Source organism: Francisella frigiditurris (genome assembly GCF_001880225.1).
Taxonomy (GTDB): Bacteria; Pseudomonadota; Gammaproteobacteria; order Francisellales; family Francisellaceae; genus Francisella; species Francisella frigiditurris.
This window is the reverse complement of record NZ_CP009654.1, coordinates 686,784-705,123: the sequence shown is the minus strand read 5'-3', so window position 1 is coordinate 705,123 and position 18,340 is coordinate 686,784. Positions and strand designations below refer to the sequence as shown.

The window sequence follows — 18,340 nt, the reverse complement described above, 5'->3', positions numbered from 1 at the left end:
ATATTTCTAAACTTTATTTATGCATTTATTAGATTTTATTACGATGATTGTTAATCTGCTATGTACCTATTTATTAGCAAAACTTAATATTTTAGGTTGGCCTGTTGGGGTTATTGGATTAATTTTAAGTTCAATATTATTTAGCCAAGCAGGTTTATATAGTGATGCTATATTACAAATATTATTAATAGCATTTTTTCTTTATGGTTTTTATAACTGGTATAAGCATGGCTATAAATCAACTTTTGAAATAAAACGATTATCTTTCAAAGGATACTTCTTAACAATAGCATCAGTTGCTTTTGGAAGCATAATTCTTCACTATATTTATAAATATTATGGCATTAATGTAATTTGGCTAGACACTATTGCTAGTATTTTCTCAATTGTTACTGTTTATTTAAGCGCCAAAGAGTATATTGATAACTGGGTCTGTTGGATTTTTATAGATGTAACCTACTTAAGTCTATACGTCTATAAGGAAATCTATTTTGCAGCAATAACTACTGCAATATATCTGATAATTGCTATTAGGGGCTACAACTACTGGAAAGCTCAAGAGAAATCACACAAATCAAGCATCTAAATTCTTAATCTCTAGAATAACTTCTTTTGCATATTTGTTCTTTACTTTATTAACTCTCAAATCAAAAGCAGGTTGAGACCATGTATCTCCAACCTTATGGGGTACGGGTAAAACTTGTTTTAATAAGTCCTGCACAGAATCTGCTACATAATCAGAAAAATCAACCTCAGCAAGCTTTTCAATAGCATATACTGGCGATTTTGTATTAATTAAAAACACATTACTAGATAAAGTTACCCAAGGCTCCTTAACAAAATGAAACTCATCTCGCATTTTCCCAATCAAAATTGTCAATAAGTTATCTAATGTAATAAAACCTATCAAGCTATCTTTATTATATACAAGAGCAAAGTGTGGCTTTCCTTGTCTAAACTTATTTAATAGCTCTATTAATGGCGCATGATGCGAAACTTTAACGATAGGACGTAGATTTTCTTTATAAACTTGATAGTCATCGCCTTTTCCCAATGCACATAAAATATCTTTGGTATGAAGAATACCTATAATATTTTCCTTATTTCCTTGATAAACTGGGTACCTTGTATAAAGTGATTCTTGAATAACTTTTAGTTTATCCTCAATCGAAGAGTCAAAATTTAAGCTAACCATTTCATCCAATGGTCTTGTAGCGTCAATAGCTTGAAGTCTCGAAAATTCCATCATCCTAAGCAACATAACGCGATGCTCTTCCTTTAGAGGCTCTCTTAAATGACTACTTTTTAGAATTAACTTTATTTCTTCAGCCGTATATCCATGCTCACCTTCGGGAACAATATTTAATCTAAATAGTTTAAGAAGTAAGTTAGCACTTGTATTTAATACCCAAATAAATGGAAACATTATCCAATAAAAGACATATAGCGGCACAGAAGTAAAAAGCGACCATCTCTCAGCTTGACGAATAGCCATTGATTTTGGCATTAATTCACCAATAACTATATGAAGAAATGAAATAATAGAAAATCCAGCGAGGAATGATACAAATTTAACAAGCTCTCTTGATGTTATTCCAAAACCAGCTAACACTGGCTCTAATAGTTCTGCAAAGGCTGGTTCACCAACCCAACCTAAACCCAATGATGCTAAAGTAATACCTAGCTGACATACTGAGAGATATGAGTCTAAATTATTATGAACTTTATATAATATTCTACCTTGCAATCCTTTTTTATCTTTTATAACTTCAGCTCTAGAATGCCTTAACTTTACCATTGCAAATTCTGAAACAACAAAAAAAGCATTAAGTAATACAAAGCCAAAAGCTAACAAAATAAAAAATAAATTATCGTATTCAATCATTTCATTTTTTTAAATTAAGTTCAAATATTAACTTCTAGATTTCCCAAGTATAAGTACACACAAAATAGTATTTAAAAATAACAAAATACTAGGAATCATAGAAAACATATAAATTGAGAAATCATTAGAATCAAAATATCTAATTATTGAGAAAATTGCTACCAATAAACCAAAGCTTGAAAATAATATTTTACCTACATGCTGCCTTAATATGACACTCCATGTATCATCTTTTACTTGTTTCTTACAAGTTGGTTTCCAACCCTGTGGTTTTTTTAAATAGAAATTAATCTCAGCCTTAATACCACACCAAAAGACAAATGAAGAAAGCATAAAGTTTGATATATATATCTGCCAAATTTTACTAAAAATATTTCCTTTAAGCTCTCCATAAAAATAGTACCAGATACTTAATATTATAAGAGGCAATAATGTAAGATTTATTAATATTGCAAGTCCCAAATCATTCCTTGGGAAAGCCACTACCAATAACGCTAAAAATGGAAATCCTGAAACAGCAATCTTAAATAAGAGGTAAAGCATATCTAGCTTTACTCTAAACGTTACATTAGATGAAGATAACATTCTTTTAATATGTTTATGCATAACCTGCATACCACCAAAAGACCAACGTAACCACATCCTTTCAAACTCTTTTAATGAAGTTGGCATCCATTCTCCAGTTTTAAGGAAAATGGGCTTACTCTCAAACCCTGCCTCATAACATCTAAAACCAGCAGCAATGTCTTCTGTAACCATTACTTCACCACGATAATACTCTTCCCAAGGATCTGTCTTATCTAAAGCTTCTTTACTCCAGATACCATTATGTCCTTGAAAGTTACAATAACCATATTTACCAGTAAACTCATTAAAATATCTAATAGTATTCTGAAATATGCTAGTAACTCTTGTCATCAAATTAACTTCATAATTAGTACTCTGTATTAAGAAACTTACAAAACCTAATTTTTCTACTTTCTCAAACTCTTTCATTCCAACGTTCAACGCTTGTTTTGGTAAAGTCGAGTCCGCATCAAGAAACAATACATAATTAAAAATTACGTTATCTATAGCTATATCTAAATTTCTAGGCTTGAATCCTTCAACACCATTTCTATGAATAAACTTACACTTATTATCACCATAAATTTCTTTATGCTTATTAACGTATTCTTTCCATTTATTTAAATCTTTAAATTCTAAATCACTATTATCTACTACTATTATTTCCTTTAACTCTACCGGGTAATCTAGATCATGTGCTGAATCAAAAGTCATTTTGCATACTTCAAAAGGCTCATTTCTTGTAGTGATTACAATTGAGCAGCCTTTAGTAGGCTTATTATCTAAATCAGGTATATAATATCTATCATTAAAACCAAATATACTTTCATAAAGACCATGAGAAGCTAAAATTATTCTATAGCTTAATAAAAATAAAGTTGGAAGCAACAGAGTAACTATAATTATTGATGTAAAACCATTATTTGCATAGTTAACTTTTAAAATCTCTAAAATAGCTAAATTTGTAAAAGAATAACTAAAAAGTATATAGACAAAAGTAGTTAATTTATTTTTCTTACTTTGACTTTTCTTACTTATAGAAAATATATAAATTAAAAAAACAGATAAAGTTGAAACTAATAAAGTATATATATATATATAATCAAAATAAGACAGAAAAAAGCCAAGTAAGATAAAGAGAAATATTAGTGTTACTTTTTTCATAAAATAAGCTGAATGTCACATTGAGCAAAATAATACTTTAATAGCATAAAACTAGCAATAAAAACCTATTTATACTTTTCAAGAGCTTCTTTATACTTATCGAACTCTTCTTCTATTGATTTTTCTGGCTTCCCAGTTAACAAACTTGCAATAACTATCCCTAAACAACTTGCACTAAAAGCAGGAATCATTGCATAAACCCCAAACATATATCCCAAGTCTTTAAGCCATGGCCAGACTAGTACCGTTAAAGATCCCAATGCAATTCCTACATAAGCTCCTGTTTTATTCATTCTCTTCCAGAATAAAGAAAGTATAATGACACCTCCAAAAGAAGAGCCTAATCCAGCCCACGCATATGCGACTAAATCTAAAATGCTACTTTCTGGACTATATGCTAAATATATCCCTATTATAGTTATAACCAAAACTATCAGTCTACTGACATTCAACATCTCTTTGTGAGATGCATTTTTCCTAATAAACTTATGGTAAACATCAGCTGAAAATGCACTAGACAATGCTAATAACTGTGCTGATGAAGTACTCATAACAGCAGATAAAACTGCTGCTAATAGAACACCTTCTAACCAAGGATTAAAAAATGCTTTAGATAATTGTAAAAATACTGCTTCTGGATTCTCAAGCCCGTTCTGATAATATGCTGCTCCTAACAAACCTACTGCCATAGCCCCTAGTAAAGCTAGAATCATCCAGATCATACATATCCACATTGCTTGAGTGGTTTTTTTAGGATCCCTTATAGCCATAAATCTAACAATAATATGTGGCTGACCAAAATATCCCAAGCCCCATGCAAGTAGAGAAATTATAGATAAAAAAGAAACTCCTGATGTAATATCAAAGAAACCATGAATTTCTCTGGAAGAAACAGCATCTGCTAAACTTGTAAAACTTCCAAAATATCCAAAAGCAACAGCAGGAACTACAAGTAATGCAAGCAGCATCAAAGATCCTTGAAAGAAATCTATCCAAGCAACTGCTAAAAAGCCTCCTACACACGTATAAGTAAATATAATGACTGCTGTTAAAATCAATGCTTGATGATAATCAATTGAAAACATAGAGCTAAATAACAAGCCACCAGATACAAAACCTGCACTTATATATATAGTAAAAAATATTACAAGAACTATGGCAGTCAATGCTCTAAGATAACCCTTAGTATCATGAAATCTATTCTCAAAATAAGCTGGTATAGTTATAGAATCTTTAGCCACTTCTGTGTAAACTCTTAATCTTTTTGCGACAACTCCCCAGTTTACAAATGCTCCGATTGTCAAACCTAAAGGAAGCCATATTTGACTAATCCCAAGAGCCATAAATGCACCAGGAAGTGCTAATAAAAGCCAAGAACCCATATCTGAAGCACCTGCCCCAAGAGCAGCGATTGGACCACTCAGTGACCTACCACCAAGCATATAGTCAGATAAGTTTTTTGTTTGAAAGTAAGAATAAAGACCTATAGCAAATATTATTGCTATATATATTATAAAAGTTATCCAAAGAATAGTCGTATGACTCATTTATTTTTGTCTACTACCTGTAGCCTTTTTAAAAATACATTAGATTTATCCTACCATAAGAAAGAGGGCTTTTCTAATTTATTAGATTTATAAACATACTCATAAAAGTTATGACATGAATTTCTCAACACCTTCTTTAAAGTCAAAACTATGCTCAGCTGTGATATGGCGAACTGTTTTAGTAGTAGATCTCATCACAATACTATGCGTTACTGCATACGATCCTCTACGAGAACTATTAACTCTTTTAACCCCTTTTAACATCGCCCCATCAGTCACTCCTGTAGCTGCGAAGATTATATTTCCTGAGGCTAAATCATCTATATCATATTTTTTGTTTAGATCAGTAATACCCCATCTATGGGCTCTAGCTATTTCATCTTTATCATTAAAGACTAGTCTCGCCTGCATTTGACCACCCAAGCACTTCAATGCTGCTGCTGCAAGTACTCCTTCAGGAGCCCCTCCAGTACCGATAAACACATCTATACCAGAGTTTTCTGTAGCTGTTGAAATCACGCCAGAAACATCACCATCATCGATTAAACAAACTCTAGCACCTGTTGCTCTAACTTCTTTTATTATCTGCTCATGTCTAGGTCTATCCATAGTACATACAACTAAAGCAGAAACATGGACTTTTTTAAAATCTGCTATTCTTTGTAAATTTACTGCTACAGAATCATCTAAATCAACTATTCCTTTTGGAGCATTTATTCCACCAACAGCTATTTTTTCCATATAAACATCTGGTGCATTTAAAAATCCGCCCTCATCAGCCATAGCTAAAACTGTTAGAGCATTTGGACCGCCTTTAGCTGTCAAAGTTGTTCCTTCTAATGGATCTAAAGCTATATCAACCTTTGGACCGCCTTTCCCAACTTTCTCTCCAATATATAGCATTGGAGCCTCGTCAAGCTCTCCTTCACCTATAACAACTGTTCCATCAATATCTAACTCATTAAGAGCCTTTCTCATAGCATCTACAGCAACTTGATCTGCGGCAACTTTATCACCTCTACCCATCATACTCCATGATGCTAAAGCCGCTAACTCTGTTACCCTTATTGCTTCTAAAGCTATATTCCTACTCATACTACTCATTTTCAATATCTCCTAAATTTTACAATGTCTTTTTTATTGGTTCTAAAAAATTTTCTATTACTTGCTTCAAATCAACTAATCTTCCATGAAAAAAATGACCTACCTCATTCATTTTTACTAATGTAAGCTCAGACTTTATTTTTTTCATAGTAAAATCAAAAACAGAATCAGGATTCACCGTATCATCATCCATTCCTTGAATAACAAGCCAAGGGATATTTTTTGGTTCTGGATAATTAGTTAAATCAAATCTATCAACAGCTGGTGCAACAGTTATAAGCATTGATAAATTATCTATTTTCTCAAATGCTTTATAAGCTATAGCTCCGCCAAAAGAAAATCCACATAAGACTATTTTTTGACCAGGTTTCTCTTTCTTTACCCATTCATATACTGATAAAAGATCATCCAGCTCGCCAAAACCATCTCCATACTCACCATCACTAGCCCCAACACCTCTGTAATTAAATCTATAGCTTTCTATTCCAAAAGTACGCATAGCTCTAGAAATAGTAGTTACAATCTTGTTATGCATAGAGCCTTGATATAAAGGATGCGGATGACAAATAATAGCGGAAATATTTTCTAATTTATCTTTTTTGATATCATCATGAATAGCGTCAATATTTCCAGCTTTCCCTGAGATAAAAAAATTATTCATAGCTAATTAACTTCTTCGAGTTAAATCACATTCTTCTAGTTTAACGACTTTTGTTCCTTTTATAAACTTATATCCCAAATATATAATAATAAATACTATTAAACCTATATATGTCGATATAAAGTTAACAGCTAGACTTTCCCAGGTTAAGCCATGCTGTTTAAATATATATACCCCTTGTCCAACGATAACTATAGAAACTAAAGTAAGAGCAATAATTGGCGCCCAAGGAAATAACTTAGACTGATAAGGCAAGTCTTCTAACTTCTTACCTTGTCTTACATATGCACGTCTAAATCTATAGTGACTTAAAGCTATAGAAAACCAAGCAATAAATCCTGCCAAACTAGAAACATTAATAAGCCATGTAAATACTTTTCCACTATCCAAAAATGATACAAAAAAGAAAGAACATCCAATTAATGCTGTTGCTAATAAAGCCATAACTGGGGTACCTTTAGAATTGATCCTAGCAAATATACTAGGTGCCTGTTTTGTCTTGCCTAAATGCCACAAGATCCTTGTTGCACTATACATACTAGCATTACATGCTGACAAAATTGCTGTTAATATTATTAAATTCATAACAGTAGCTGCTGAATTAAAACCAGCACTCTTAAATACTTCTGTAAAAGGACTAACAGATGCATCATGACTATCTGCTGCTCTTATAAGTATAGGATCATTATATGGGATAAGAAAACTTATAACTGCTACTGATAAAATATAGAATAAAAATAATCTCCAAAATGTTTGTTTAACCGCTTTAGGAATAGAATGCTCAGGGTCTTTAGCTTCTCCCGCTGTAACACCTATAAGCTCACTACCCTGAAAAGAAAATCCAGCTATCATAAAAACAGTCAGGAATCCCCAATATCCATTATGAAAAGGAGCGTCTCCTATAATCCAATTATCGAAACCTACTGGCCCACCGATTCCAGTTAAACCTATGATTGTTAAAGCCCCAACTATTATAAATATTACAACTGTAGAAACCTTTATAAAGGACATCCAGTATTCTACTTCACCATAAATTTTAACTGAAAAAAGATTTAACCCAAGAATTAGTAAGAAAAAAATCAAACTCCAAATTATTACAGGAACATCTGGATACCAATATTGCATAATTAAGGCAGCTGCAATAACCTCTGTTGCTACAGTAATAGCCCAATTAAACCAATAATTCCAACCTGTAGAAAAGCCAAAGGCAGGATCAACATACTTACTCGAGTATTCACAAAATGTTCCTGTAGTTGGTGAATAAGCAGCCATCTCACCCAAACTAGTCATCAGAAAATACACCATTACGGCAATTATAGTATAAGCAACGACTGTTCCTCCAGGACCCGCATCAGCTATAGCACTACCTACTGCTAAAAATAATCCTGTACCAATACACCCACCGAGTGCAATCATAGACATATGTCGACTTTGTAAACCTCGATTAAGTCCTTTTGACATCAAACCTCCTGCGGTTCTTAAAAAGCTATTAGTGGAATAGATAAAATTTTGAAGATCGTATTAATAGAAAATAGGAGACATAAAATCCACCTTTCCTAAATATTCCAAATCTCCGCCATAAAACTATAACCCAAGTCCATAAAAGCTACTTATTTATAAAAATATATTTTCATTATTACCTGGAACTTAAGAAAAAGCAACGATTTAGAATAAGATTGAGGTTCTATGATTTTTTTAATTTATTTCTATACATAATCGCATATATGACCCATGTCGATATATATACGAATATCCCACAGAAAATAACGTCACTAAAGAAATGTCCTCCTTGAGCCATTCTCATAAGCCCAAGTCCTCCTCCAGCCAATATAGCAACACTAAAAGCTATAGCTCTCTTTTTTCTAGTAGCCATAAGTGGCATCAACGCAAAAAGCCAAAAACCTACTGAGGCATCTCCACAGACAAAAGAACAGTTCGAGGAACATTCTGAAGAAATTACAAAAGGTTGTTGGAAGTTCTTATCTCCATCAAATTGTTTTACCATTTGAGGTCTTGGTCTACCCCAATGATCTTTGAAAATTGTATTTACAATTAAACCCGGTCCAACTATTAAACAAATTAAAACAAAGAATATTTCTTTTCTGTATTTAGTTTGCCACACTTTAATAAAAATAGAGCCAAGTAAAAACAGTGCAACCAATATTGAGAAAACTATTGGAAAAATTCTTACAAATTTATTTAAAAATGTAAAAAATAAAACACTTTGACCAGTAAAGAGATTATCACCACTATTATAAAAATTACTAGCTAAAGTGATATCTAAATGTGGAAAGCATAAGAAAAATACCCATGCAAAAAAACATACTACAAAACCTAAAATTATATGAAATCTAGCCAATCTACTGTCTCCTGAGAAATACAATTCTCTTTTACTAATACCAGTTACTCTTTATTAAGTTTACAAGAAGTTCATAAAACAGGAAAGCATGGCTAGTAAATTAACTAACAAAACAGCTTTATTTTTTGCTAAAATTGTAACGTTAAATTTGAACTCTAATTAATTTTATATATTAAGTTATGGCTGAAAAACAATTAAAAAACACAAATCATGCTACTGGAAGACTAAAAATAGCACTAGTTGTAAGCCTTGTTGCTATTATTATTTATCTAATAATAGCACTATTTTCTTTCAACATTAATGATCCAGGCTGGTCAACAGTTTCATCTGAAAAAGAAATACAAAATTATGCAGGACCTGTGGGTGCTTATATTGCCAGCGTTATATTATCAATATTCGGTATATTTGGGTATTTAATACCTTTCTTTCTAATTGATCCTATTAGATCTTTACTACTTAGAAATGATAAACCTAAATTCAATTATTTAATGCTTTCTATAAAAATCTTAGGATTTGTTATATTACTTCTGTCTGGCTGCGCTCTAGCTGAGCTTTACTTAAATTTTTTCAACTATTGGCTTCCTCAAAGATCTGGGGGAATAGCTGGCTATGAAGTTGCGAAATATTTTGTTAAATATTTAAACAATGTTGGTGGCTCATTCATATTACTTATACTTTTCTTTGTTGGACTAACTCTTTATTCTGGAACAACATGGATACATCTTTGTAAAACAATCTATAATTTTGTTACTGGATTATTTTCTAAAAAACCAGAAATAAATAAAAAAGAAGAAGATTTCATGTTTGGTGACTTTAATAGTTTTCAAAAAAATGATGATAAACCTTTAACAAAAAATCAAGCATCTGTAACAATAGAAAAACCAATAGTTAAAGAACCCATATCTAATATAAATGAAGATTACAATCATCAAGATTTTAACAATGATGAAGAGCTTTATTTTAGTGGAGAAAAAAATTATGAAGAAGAGGATTTTGCCTCTCTAGAAGAATTACCGGAAAAAAAAACTAAAAATAAATCACCAACGTTAAATAAAAGCATTAGCTTGCCCTCCTTAAATCTATTAATCGAGCCTGAAGAAAAAAAAACCATCGTTTCTAAAGAGCATTTAGAACAAACTTCTGCTTTATTAGAACAAACTTTAAATGATTTTAATATAAGCGCTAAAGTTGTAGCGGCATATCCAGGACCTGTTATTACAAGATATGAAATTGATCTAGCACGAGGAACTAAAGTTAGTAAACTTACAAATATATCTCAAGATTTAGCAAGAGCTTTATCAACTACAGCAGTAAGAGTCGTGGAAGTAATCCCGGGAAAGCCGTATGTTGGTTTAGAACTACCAAATAGTGAAAAACAAATAGTAAGAATAAAAGAAGTTCTATCAGCCTCTGAGTTTATAAGCTCAAAAGCACCAACAATGATGGGAATAGGTGTTGATATATCAGGAAAACCAACATTTGCAGAACTAGCAAAAATGCCTCACTTATTAGTTGCAGGTACTACTGGCTCAGGTAAGTCAGTTGGTGTCAATGCGATGATTATAAGTATGCTTTATAAATGTACACCTGAAGAACTTAGATTCATTATGATTGATCCCAAAATGCTAGAGCTTTCAATTTATGATGGTATTCCTCATCTTTTAACTCCAGTTGTTACAGATATGACTGAAGCTGCCAACTCCCTTAGATGGTGTGTAAAAGAAATGGAAAGAAGATATGCTCTGATGTCTGCAGCAGGTGTTAGAAATATTGCTCTACTAAATGATAAGATTGAAAGAGCTGAAAATGCTGGTAAACCATTAAAAGACACCATGTTCATTAAAATGAATCCTGAAAGAGCTCATGAAGCCCCTACTCTTCAAAAAATGCCTTACATAGTTGTTATTGCAGATGAATTCGCAGATATGATAATGGTTGTAGGTAAAAAAGTAGAAGAGCTTATTGCTAGGCTTGCACAAAAAGCAAGAGCCGCTGGTATTCATATTATTTTAGCAACACAAAGACCTTCAGTTGATGTCGTTACTGGTCTTATTAAAGCAAATATTCCTACTAGGATGTCTTTCCAGGTTTCTTCTAGAATAGACTCTAGAACAATCCTTGATCAACAAGGTGCCGAACATCTTTTAGGTCATGGAGATATGCTATATCTTAAACCAGGCTTAGGGGCCCCTATGAGAGTTCATGGAGCATTCGTAGATGATGATGAAGTTCATAGAATAGTTGAGTCATGGAAATCTTATGGAGAACCTGAATATATTGAGAGTATTACAAATACGGCTGATGATGAAGGTGGAAATAATCAAGGATCTGACGAATCAAGTGAAGATCCTTTATATAATGAAGCCGTTGAGATTGTAATAAAAACACAAAAAGCCTCAATATCGGCTGTCCAAAGAAAATTAAAAATAGGCTACAATCGCTCTGCTAGATTAATGGAAGAAATGGAAGAAAATGGAGTCGTTTCCGAAATGAATTCTAATGGTATGAGAGATGTACTAATAAAGAGAGAATCATAAATGAAAAAGATAGTCATTCTTATACTTTTAGTCTTTTCGATGAATATTAGTTTAGCTCAAAGCAGTACTGAAAGTCTAATTTATAAAATACAAAATATTCATTCTATGTCTGCAAACTTTTCACAAACCTTAATAGATGGACAAAATAATAGCAATATTACAAGTCAAGGAAATATGTTTTTAGAAAAACCATCTTTCTTTAATTGGACAACTACTAGCCCCAATAACCAAGAAATTATCTCCAATGGAAAGAATCTTTGGTTTTATGACGCAGATTTAGAACAATTAGTAATTAAAAATCTATCAAATGATATAGCTCAAGCACCCTATTTAATACTACTATCAAAAAATAGTGAAAAATTAGACACCCTGTTTAAAGTTAAAGTAAACAAAGACAACAGCTATACTTTAAAACCCAAGGATAACGATAGCATAATAAATAATATAAGAATCAAATTCGATGATAATAATAATCTTAAATCTCTAGATATCAGCACATCACTACATCAATACACTAAGATTGAATTTTCAAATGTTGAAACAAATGTAGAAATAAGTAAAAATAAGTTTGAGTTCTCTGCTCCAAAAGGAACAGATATCATCAATGAAACAAAGAATTAACTATCTAAAAAACTAGTTTCTTTCCTAGGTTCTCTTTTATGAATATTCCTATGTTTTAGAATCTCTTTCTTTTGAGAAGCTGACTTTTGAGGATTATTCTTATCAAATTCAGTAAGAAGGATATCCGCATCACTAACGTATTGTCTATTTTTTTTGTTATCAAATAAATGTAACATCTTAAAAAGAATCTTGTTCATTAAAGCCTCACTATACAATTTAACTTGTAGCCCTTAGTTAATTATACTAAACTAAACATCAAAGTCACCTACAAAATACCTTAGTCTAAGCATCAAAAATGGGTTTAAGTCAGAAGCCAAAAATTATTGGCGTATTTTTAATGTTTCTAAGTATAACAATGCTTACACCCATTGGCATAGACTATATATACGATGAGGGAAATTCCACACCTTACATAACAAGCTTTTTACTAACTTTTACATCTGGTTTTATTTGCTGGTTTATTGCTAGAAAATCTACAAAAAAACTCACAAATAGAGATGGTTTTATAATTGTTGCTCTAGTTTGGCTGATTGTAACCATTTTTGGTGCCATTCCCTACATGATGTTCCCAGATCTAGGTCTACCATTTACTAAAGCAGTTTTTGAATCAACCTCGGGATTTACAACAACTGGTGGCACAGTTATTGTAGGATTAGATAATCTTTCTCATAGCATTTTGTTTTATAGACAACAAACTGAATTCCTTGGTGGCATGGGTATTATTGTATTATCTGTAGCTATCTTACCATTACTTGGTGTTGGGGGCATGCAATTATACAAAGCCGAGATATCAGGACAATGGAAAGATGAGAAATTAGCGCCAAAGATTTCAAGCACAGCAAAAGCTTTATGGTTTGTTTATATCTTATTCACTATTCTATGTTTCTTTTCCTATCTAATCGTAGGATTAGATCCTTTTGATGCTATATGCTATACATTTTCAACAGTTTCAACAGGTGGCTTTGCCCCATCTGATGCTAGTATGACAGACAAATCCAATGGTGTTCTATTAGTATGTATGATTTTTCTATTTTTAGGAGCCACGAGCTTTAAAGCACATTTTATTGCATTAACAAGATTTAAAATAAGTCATTACTTTAAAAACGTAGAATTTAAAGCTTATTGTTATTACCTATTCTTCGCAGCATTTATAGTAGCTATTACACTAATTGCTAACACTAATGATTTATCACAAATTCCTAAAATCATCTGGAATAGTGCCTTCCAAGTTATAGCGATAAGCTCTAGCTCAGGATTTGTATCAGATACAAACTATTACTTATGGCCCTCTTTCCTTCCTGTAATGCTGATGTTTTTAGCTATCATTGGCGGCTGTGGTGGTTCAACTGCTGGAGGCTTAAAAATGATAAGAGCAATCTTATTTAAAGAAAAAGCCGTTCTTGAAGCAAAAAGAGTAATACATCCCCAAGGGGTTTTCTCAGTTAAACTTGGAGATATACATATCTCAGAACAAGCTCTCAATAGAGTCTCTGGCTACATTTCTGTATATGTGATAATTTTTGCTGTCGGCTGGTTAGCGTTAATAGGATGTGGTCTTGATATGACTACATCTTTTTCAACTATTGCAACTACTCTATCGAATGTTGGACCAGGATTAGGTGATATTGGATCAAATTTTAGTAAACTGTCTGATAATGCTCTATGGATTTGTAATTTTGCTATGATTGCAGGACGTTTAGAAATATTTACCTTGTTAGTTTTATTTATACCAGAATTTTGGAGAAAATAAATTAAAATACCGATGCTTCAGCAAGATAAGAAAGATTACCAACTATTTTATATTTATGCTCACCAGCCCTTATATTAGCTTTATAATCGATATTCGAGTACTTTCCATCACATTGAATCTTCATAAGCGATTTATCTAATAAATAAGCTGTAAAAGATCCAGTTTCAGATATACTTGATTGATCATTTGGTGTTTTCATATATATAAATTTACACCCTTTATTATCAGTAATATACACATCCACATCAAACGGGGTAGGATCACCTGAAGCAATATCTTTAACATCATTAGGAACTTGCCTAAATCCATAGACTTTATATGATTGTTTTATACTTCTATCATAATCATGGCCAATATCTCTAATATCTACTGTACTTTCAATATTAGGATTTGTTGCTGTACACCCAGATAAAAACAATAAACCTAATAGTATATTTTTTTTGGAATTTAATTTCATAGCAAACTCTTTCTTAAATATGTTATAAAAAACATAAATTAATTTAAATCTTAAGGCTAATTGTTTGCAAATCGTTTTATAGCAGAAACTATTCGTTTTCTGTACTTATGTCTTCTTGATTCTGTTGTTTTTTATGCTCATAGTAATCTTTCATACTAAGGCCTTTAGCTCTAAATTCAGCTTTTTCTGCAATTTCATCAACTCTTCTTTTAGAATATTCAATATGCTCAGGAGCATAGTCTTCTACTGGTTGTCCTTGCAAGTTAAATCTCTGCTTAAGCTCAAATACTGCTCTATGATAACGTGTATCACCAACATAGCGACGAAGAACATTTCTTAAAACCATTTTATCAATTGGTGCAAAGTGTTCGTTTTGATAAATTAATTCTATATCTTCACTTATACCTATTTTTAGAGGTTTTTTATTTATTGGACCAAAACAATTAGGAAAACGTGTACATAACCATTTAAATAATCTAGCTTCTTCTTTTTGTCTTTCTTTTTCAACATCTATAGAGATCACTAGTTCCTCAACATCATTAAGACTAGGACTCTGTAATTCTTTTATGACATTGTTACTTATTCTATGTCCATACTGCGGAATTCTTATAAAGTCATCAGATTTCAATATTTCAGCATTTTTCTTAGGAGATTTTATCTCTTCCTTCTTAATATCTTTAGCCTCAGATATATTCCTATCTCTAGCCTGTCTCATTCTTGAAGTTTTTTCTTCAATCTTAGATGAGCCACCAAGTAGTGACTGTAATAACGAAAAATCGTTTAATTTATTTCTTCCTTCAGACATATCTTAATTTTCATTCACTTTTAGCCGGAATTTCATATAAAATTCCTTAAATATTATTTAGATAATATCGTACTATAAAAATACCATAATAAGCAAGATATAATATTTATTAACAATTATTTTTTAATTTTATTCCTTGACAAGAAACTAATTTTTACAGATAATATGCTCATCTTTCGTGGCTATGTAGCTCAGTTGGTTAGAGCACAGCATTCATAATGCTGGGGTCACTGGTTCAAGTCCAGTCATAGCTACCACTTTCAATTGAATCAAAATATAGCATTAGCTTATTAAAATAAAAACTTTATTTTAAAATCTGAAGAAAGTTTATAAGAGTTTTAGATTAAAAAAGACCTACTAAAACAACATAAATTAGAATTATAATAGCTCCTATTGCTCCACAAACAGCTACCAAAAATAACGTATACAAAGTATCACTGAAGATTTTAGAAAAAATGCTATCAGGATTTTTACTTTTTATTGAATGAAAAAAATTTCTTATTTTATTCATAATTAATTCCTATAGGTTTTACAATATTTATAATTTAGAGTTTAAATCAACTCTTTCTAAATCATATTAAATAGCGTTTAATTTTGCAAGAAAAGATGCTTCACTAAACTCTTTCTTATCAAACTTTATATATATAGCTTCTTCATCTAGATTAATATTTGATTCATATATCCCTATCTCTTTTGAAAGAATATTTTCTATAGCCTTTTTTTGTTCATTAGAAAGATTAATATGATAGATTTTAGAATTAAGATACTGGATATCTCCCATTGTAAGAGAAACTATAAACCATAATACGCCAAAAATAGTACAAAATATTAACACTCCTGCAATACTATAAAGCTCAAAAACTACTCCTCCTAAACTACCTCCTATAAAAATACCAAAGAACTGAGCACTCGAGAAAATACCCATAGCAGTTCCTTTAGTTCCAACAGGAGCTGTTTTTGAAATGACCGATGGAAGAGTCGCTTCTAGAAATGAGAAAGATGCAAAAAATAAAGTTAAAAGCATCCCCATTATAATAACATGTTGAAACTCAAATAAAATTCCTAATACACAAAGTGTTAAAGTAATAATCGCTACTATAAAAAGTAATTTTATTTTACGTTTAACTTCACCAATAATAATAAATGGAAATACTAAAGTAAATGATATCACTAAGACTGGTAAATAAAATAACCACTGATAATCAGGTGCTATTTCTATTCTATTAGTCAATATAATTGGAATTACAATAAAAAGTGCTGTCAAAATTGCATGTAAAGCAAAAATTCCAAAGTTCAACCGTAAAAGTTCTTTATGAAAAATTACACTTTTAATCAAATGAAAAACTGGCTTAGCTTCATGATGAAAACTTGGCACTCGAGGTGTTGGAATTTTTAAGAGCATAATGATACCAACCACTCCCATAATAGCTGTTACCCAAAATATACCAGATAACCCTATAATACTATTTAAAATTGGGCTTATCATCATAGCAACCATAAATGACAAGCCTATACTCATTCCAATAATAGACATCGCCTTAAGTCTATTTTCTTCTTTTGTAATATCAGCTATCAATGCTGTTAAAGTACTCCCTATTGCTCCTGCTCCTTGAAGTGCTCGTCCTATTATGATTCCATATATATTAGTAGAACATGCTGCTATTATACTACCCAGTATAAACAGCAGTAAACCAAACAGTATAATCTTTTTACGACCTATATAGTCAGATGCTATCCCTAACACTAGTTGAAGAGAGGCCTGTGTTAAACCATAAATTCCTAAAGCTAAGCTAATAAGAAAAGGAGTAGCATCTTTTAAATGATCTACATACAAGCTAAAGATTGGAAAAATTATGAATAACCCAATCATTCTAAAACTATATATAAGAGAAATATAAAAAGTAGATTGAAATTCTTTAGAATACATTATTTTTAATTAAAATTTAGAATTCTTAAAAGTTTAATAAAAAAATCTATAGAATTAAAGATTTAATAAATTATAAAAGGTTATTTATGGATTAAAAGCTATTAACTAACCCATTGATAAGCAAATTACAGTAATAACCCAAACTGATGTTAAGAAAACTTTCTTAGACCATTCTTGCTCATCTTCAAGATTCATAGCTTTTATTGAAATAAATAGCCAAAAAATCGCCACAAACATTGTTATTATAAAAGAGATTATATCTGCTGTTCCGATGATAAAAGGCAGAGTACAAGATAATATAAATAACACCATATAAACTAGTATCATTTTTTTAGTAATATCCAGACCTTTAACAATCACTAACAGAGGTATTCCGACTCTTTTGTAGTCTTTCATATGTCTAATAGAAATTGCATAAGAATGAGGTATTTGCCAAAAAAACAATATTAGAAATAATGATAAGGCATTTAAATCAAGCTGGTTTGTTAATGCCGTATACCCAGCCACAGGAGGAATAGCTCCTGAGATACCCCCTAATAAGGTCGCATGTACAGAAGAACGTTTCATAATAGTATAAACTACAACATATACTACAAACCCTATAAGAATTATCCATAGCGTCAAAGGATTAACGAAATAATATAAAACAATACTACCTGCCACTAACAAAATCATTCCATAAATAATAGCTGAAAATGTAGAAATTTGACCTGTTACTAATGGACGATTCTTAGTTCTTGTCATTCCAGCATCAATATCTTGATCTATACAGTTATTGAAAACACAACCAGAACCTATCATTAAGGCAACACCAATCATAACATAAAGATATAAACCAAGATGCTCAAAGCCAATATGCCTATGCGCAGCTAATAAAAAGCCACCCGTTAGAGTAATCAAATTACCAAAGATAATCCCTGGCTTTGCTAATTGAAGATATTTTTTAAAAGACATAG

16 protein-coding genes, 1 tRNA gene and 2 pseudogenes are annotated in these 18,340 nt (G+C 31.4%); 6 read left to right on the top strand and 13 right to left on the bottom strand.

Annotated features, from left to right (window positions below; genetic code table 11):
• Positions 1-19 precede the first annotated feature (19 nt).
• Entirely contained in the window at positions 20-586 is a 567-nt protein-coding gene (gene pnuC, locus KX01_RS03495; RefSeq protein ID WP_071663673.1) for a nicotinamide riboside transporter PnuC, read from the top strand.
• Here the strand turns inward: pnuC and KX01_RS03490 are convergent.
• From KX01_RS03490 to lpxF, 7 genes are all read right to left on the bottom strand, one after another.
• Complete coding sequence (locus tag KX01_RS03490) at positions 575-1,885, bottom strand: hemolysin family protein (protein WP_071663672.1); 1,311 nt, start codon at positions 1,883-1,885, stop codon at positions 575-577. The genes pnuC and KX01_RS03490 overlap by 12 nt on opposite strands.
• Positions 1,886-1,912: 27 nt before the next feature.
• Positions 1,913-3,616, bottom strand: coding sequence for a glycosyltransferase (locus KX01_RS03485; protein WP_071663671.1), 1,704 nt, complete (start codon positions 3,614-3,616; stop codon positions 1,913-1,915).
• A 65-nt stretch (positions 3,617-3,681) separates the two neighbouring features.
• Positions 3,682-5,163: a sodium/proline symporter PutP gene (putP, locus tag KX01_RS03480; RefSeq protein ID WP_071663670.1), complete on the bottom strand. Its 1,482-nt coding sequence runs from the start codon at positions 5,161-5,163 to the stop codon at positions 3,682-3,684.
• Positions 5,164-5,271: 108 nt separating this feature from the next.
• Positions 5,272-6,258: a class II fructose-bisphosphatase gene (gene glpX, locus KX01_RS03475; RefSeq protein ID WP_071664739.1), complete on the bottom strand. Its 987-nt coding sequence runs from the start codon at positions 6,256-6,258 to the stop codon at positions 5,272-5,274.
• Between the two features lie 28 nt (positions 6,259-6,286).
• A complete protein-coding gene (locus tag KX01_RS03470; RefSeq protein ID WP_071663669.1) occupies positions 6,287-6,928 on the bottom strand; it encodes an alpha/beta hydrolase in 642 nt (213 codons plus the stop codon).
• 6 nt (positions 6,929-6,934) lie between these two features.
• On the bottom strand, positions 6,935-8,389 hold the full coding sequence (locus tag KX01_RS03465) for an amino acid permease (protein WP_071663668.1): 1,455 nt from the start codon (positions 8,387-8,389) through the stop codon (positions 6,935-6,937).
• A gap of 223 nt (positions 8,390-8,612) precedes the next feature.
• Positions 8,613-9,287 carry a lipid A 4'-phosphatase LpxF gene (gene lpxF, locus KX01_RS03460; protein WP_071663667.1) on the bottom strand — a complete coding sequence of 225 codons (675 nt, stop codon included), beginning with the start codon at positions 9,285-9,287 and terminating at the stop codon, positions 8,613-8,615.
• Positions 9,288-9,466: 179 nt separating this feature from the next.
• Here lpxF and KX01_RS09620 point away from each other — a divergent pair.
• From KX01_RS09620 to lolA, 3 genes and pseudogenes are all read left to right on the top strand, one after another.
• Positions 9,467-10,013: pseudogene (locus tag KX01_RS09620) on the top strand (DNA translocase FtsK 4TM domain-containing protein); the annotation flags it as partial.
• A gap of 317 nt (positions 10,014-10,330) precedes the next feature.
• A pseudogene (locus KX01_RS09615) lies at positions 10,331-11,824 on the top strand (DNA translocase FtsK); the annotation flags it as partial.
• On the top strand, positions 11,825-12,445 hold the full coding sequence (gene lolA / locus KX01_RS03450) for an outer membrane lipoprotein chaperone LolA (protein ID WP_071663665.1): 621 nt from the start codon (positions 11,825-11,827) through the stop codon (positions 12,443-12,445). It begins immediately after the preceding pseudogene.
• Here the strand turns inward: lolA and KX01_RS03445 are convergent.
• Positions 12,442-12,642 (bottom strand): CBU_0585 family protein, encoded by a 201-nt coding sequence (locus KX01_RS03445; RefSeq protein ID WP_071663664.1) that lies wholly within the window; start codon positions 12,640-12,642, stop codon positions 12,442-12,444. The two genes, lolA and KX01_RS03445, sit on opposite strands and share 4 nt — an antisense overlap.
• A gap of 98 nt (positions 12,643-12,740) precedes the next feature.
• On the opposite strand from KX01_RS03445, the gene KX01_RS03440 reads away from it, so the two are divergent.
• On the top strand, positions 12,741-14,195 hold the full coding sequence (locus tag KX01_RS03440; protein WP_071663663.1) for a potassium transporter TrkG: 1,455 nt from the start codon (positions 12,741-12,743) through the stop codon (positions 14,193-14,195).
• A gap of 1 nt (position 14,196) precedes the next feature.
• On the opposite strand, the gene KX01_RS03435 is transcribed toward KX01_RS03440, so the two are convergent.
• Both KX01_RS03435 and KX01_RS03430 read right to left on the bottom strand, forming a co-directional pair.
• On the bottom strand, positions 14,197-14,652 hold the full coding sequence (locus tag KX01_RS03435; RefSeq protein ID WP_083578893.1) for an FTL_1709 family lipoprotein: 456 nt from the start codon (positions 14,650-14,652) through the stop codon (positions 14,197-14,199).
• Between the two features lie 88 nt (positions 14,653-14,740).
• A complete protein-coding gene (locus KX01_RS03430; protein WP_071663662.1) occupies positions 14,741-15,457 on the bottom strand; it encodes a ProQ/FINO family protein in 717 nt (238 codons plus the stop codon).
• Positions 15,458-15,637: 180 nt separating this feature from the next.
• Between KX01_RS03430 and KX01_RS03425 the strand changes: the two genes are divergently transcribed.
• Positions 15,638-15,714: transfer RNA gene (locus tag KX01_RS03425), tRNA-Met, on the top strand.
• An 86-nt stretch (positions 15,715-15,800) separates the two neighbouring features.
• On the opposite strand, the gene KX01_RS09350 is transcribed toward KX01_RS03425, so the two are convergent.
• From KX01_RS09350 to cyoE, 3 genes are all read right to left on the bottom strand, one after another.
• Positions 15,801-15,968: a hypothetical protein gene (locus KX01_RS09350; RefSeq protein WP_156860367.1), complete on the bottom strand. Its 168-nt coding sequence runs from the start codon at positions 15,966-15,968 to the stop codon at positions 15,801-15,803.
• Between the two features lie 66 nt (positions 15,969-16,034).
• Entirely contained in the window at positions 16,035-17,384 is a 1,350-nt protein-coding gene (locus tag KX01_RS03420) for an MFS transporter (protein WP_071663661.1), read from the bottom strand.
• A 105-nt stretch (positions 17,385-17,489) separates the two neighbouring features.
• Positions 17,490-18,338: a heme o synthase gene (cyoE, locus tag KX01_RS03415; protein WP_071663660.1), complete on the bottom strand. Its 849-nt coding sequence runs from the start codon at positions 18,336-18,338 to the stop codon at positions 17,490-17,492.
• Positions 18,339-18,340 lie beyond the last annotated feature (2 nt).